General features: G+C 41.7%; 1 protein-coding gene. It reads left to right on the top strand.

Features of this window, described 5'->3' with window-relative positions; translation table 11 throughout:
• Positions 1-71: 71 nt before the first annotated feature.
• The coding region (locus H6S82_RS28145) for an AAA family ATPase (protein ID WP_242057139.1) at positions 72-2,607 on the top strand (2,536 nt) is incomplete at its 3' end.

Consider the following 2,607-nt stretch of genomic DNA (forward strand, 5'->3'; position numbering starts at 1 on the left):
AATTACTTACAGGAGAATTACCTTTTGCGTCAAACGATCCAATGGAGTTAGTGCATTGTCATATTGCGAAAATGCCTAGTGCATTAGGGAACAGGAAAGAAATTCCCCAGGTGCTTTCAGATATCGTGATGAAATTGATGGCAAAAAATGCGGAGGAGCGCTATCAAAGTGCATTAGGATTAAAATACGATCTAGAAAAATGTTTAACTCTACTTCAAAAAACAGGTGCGATCGATAAATTTGAAATTGGGCCAAGGGATGTGTGCGATCGCTTCATTATCCCCGATAAACTCTACGGACGGGAAAATGAAGTTCAGTCTTTACTGAAAGCCTTCGATCGTGTTGCTAACGGCAGTTCTGAACTGATGCTGGTGGCTGGTTTCTCTGGTATTGGCAAAACTGCGGTGGTGAATGAAGTCCACAAACCCATCACCCGACAGTGCGGCTATTTCATCAAAGGGAAGTACGACCAGTTCAATCGCAACATTCCGTTTTCAGCCTTTGTCCAAGCTTTTCGCAGCTTGATGGGACAAATCCTGAGCGCATCCGATATAGAACTAGCTCGCTGGAAGGAGCAAATCCTGGCTACTGTTGGTGAAAACGGACAAGTTCTGATTGAAGTCATTCCCGAACTAGAATGTATCATTGGACCCCAACCCCCGATAGTTGAACTGGTTGGTAGTGCATCTCAGAATCGATTTAATCTGCTGTTTGGCAAATTTATTCGGGTATTTACGAAAAAAGAACATCCCTTAGTGATTTTCCTCGATGATTTACAGTGGGCAGATTCCGCTTCTTTGAACCTTTTGAAATTGTTGATGAGCGAGTCAGAAGCAGGCTATCTACTCGTACTCGGAGCTTATCGGGATAATGAAGTTTTTCCGGCCCACCCGCTGATGCTAACCCTGAATGAGATTAGAAAACAAGATGTCAATCTCAATACTCTCATGTTGGCTGCTTTGAATGAATTAGATATTACCTGTTTAGTTGCCGATACATTGCAGTGTTCAAATAATATCGCTGCGCCGCTTTCGCACTTAGTCTACCAAAAAACTCAGGGAAATCCATTTTTCACCATTCAGTTTTTGTACGGACTGCACGAGGAAGAATGTATTACTTTCAATAGTTCCTCCGGCTATTGGCAGTGTGACTTAATCCAGGTGACACAGTTGGCTCTGACGGATGATGTTGTGGAATTTACGATCCGACGATTGCAGAGGCTACCAGAAGCAACACAGCAAGTATTAAAGCTAGCGGCGTGCATTGGCAATCGATTTGATTTAGAAACATTGGCAGTAGTCTGTGAAGCTACTCAAGATAGTGTAGCCGCAGATTTGTGGCGATCGCTTCAAGACGGGTTAGTTATTCCAGAAAACTCAACCTACAAGTTTTTCCAAGGAAAGGGACATCATATAGAAGCGGTTGATAACATTACTGTTATTTATCGGTTTCTGCACGATCGAGTGCAGCAAGCCGCTTACTCTCTGATTCCTGAGACTTTGAGACAAGCAACCCACTTCCAAATTGGCAAACTTCTGCTTGCTAATGTGTCGCCAGAAGAAAAAGGCAGCAAAATTTTTGCGATCGTCAATCACTTAAATGAGGGCTTTGTACTTCATCAAAGCCAGTCAGAACGTTCAGAACTTTTACAGCTAAATTCTATTGCAGGGAGAAGGGCTAAAGAGTCTACTGCCTATGGGGTTGCTGTTAACTACTTTACGGTAGCTAAAAGCTTGTTACCTCCAGATAGTTGGCAGCAATGTTATGAGAAAACCTTAGATGTTTATTTCAATCTCGCAGAAGTTAAGTATTTGTCTGGAGATTTTCAATCTTCTCTAGCCATTGTTGAAACGATCTCTAGCTTGGCAAGACAACAAATTGAAAGGGCTGAAGCGTTTAACCTAGCGATTCTGATGTTCACATTGCAAGGTCAGTACCTCCAAGCACTTCAGTATGGACAAAAGGCATTGTCTTGCTTGAATTTTGATTTATCAGAAATAGACTTACCAGAGAAACTTGAATCTTACCAACGTGAGATTCAATTGAAATTAGGGAATCGCACAATAGAGCAGCTCGTCGATGAACCAGAAGCTACCGATCCAGAAAAACGCCTGATTATCAAAATCTTGAATAATTTAATCGTACCCGTTTATGTTCTACAAAAAGGAGAACTATACTTTGTCGTCGCGTTATCAATGGTTTCAGTATCTCTGAATTTTGGCGTAATAGCTGAATCAGGCAACGGATTTTCAGCTTATGGAATGTATCTCGGATATTATCATAGCAACTATCAATCTGGCTATGAATTTGGAGTACTTGCAGAAAGTTTAGCCAAACGATTTAAGCAAGCAGATAATCTATGTAAAGCTTGCTATATGCTGGGGAATAATCTGCTTTCCTGGGTGCGTCCTTTGCGTTGCTCCGGGCCAATTTTCGATCGAGGATTAGTGGCTGGGCTACAGTCTGGGGAGATGGTTTTCTCAGGTAATCTTTTGATGTACAAGCTGCTCATTCCATTTTATGCAGGAGAAAGCCTATTAGAAATTCAGCAAAATCTGCCTGAATATTTAGAATTTTGTGCCAAGAAACTTAACTATCAGCTTCCTG

Origin of the sequence: Planktothrix sp. FACHB-1355 (assembly GCF_014748295.1) — a bacterium.
Lineage (GTDB): Bacteria > Cyanobacteriota > Cyanobacteriia > Cyanobacteriales > Aerosakkonemataceae > Aerosakkonema > Aerosakkonema funiforme_A.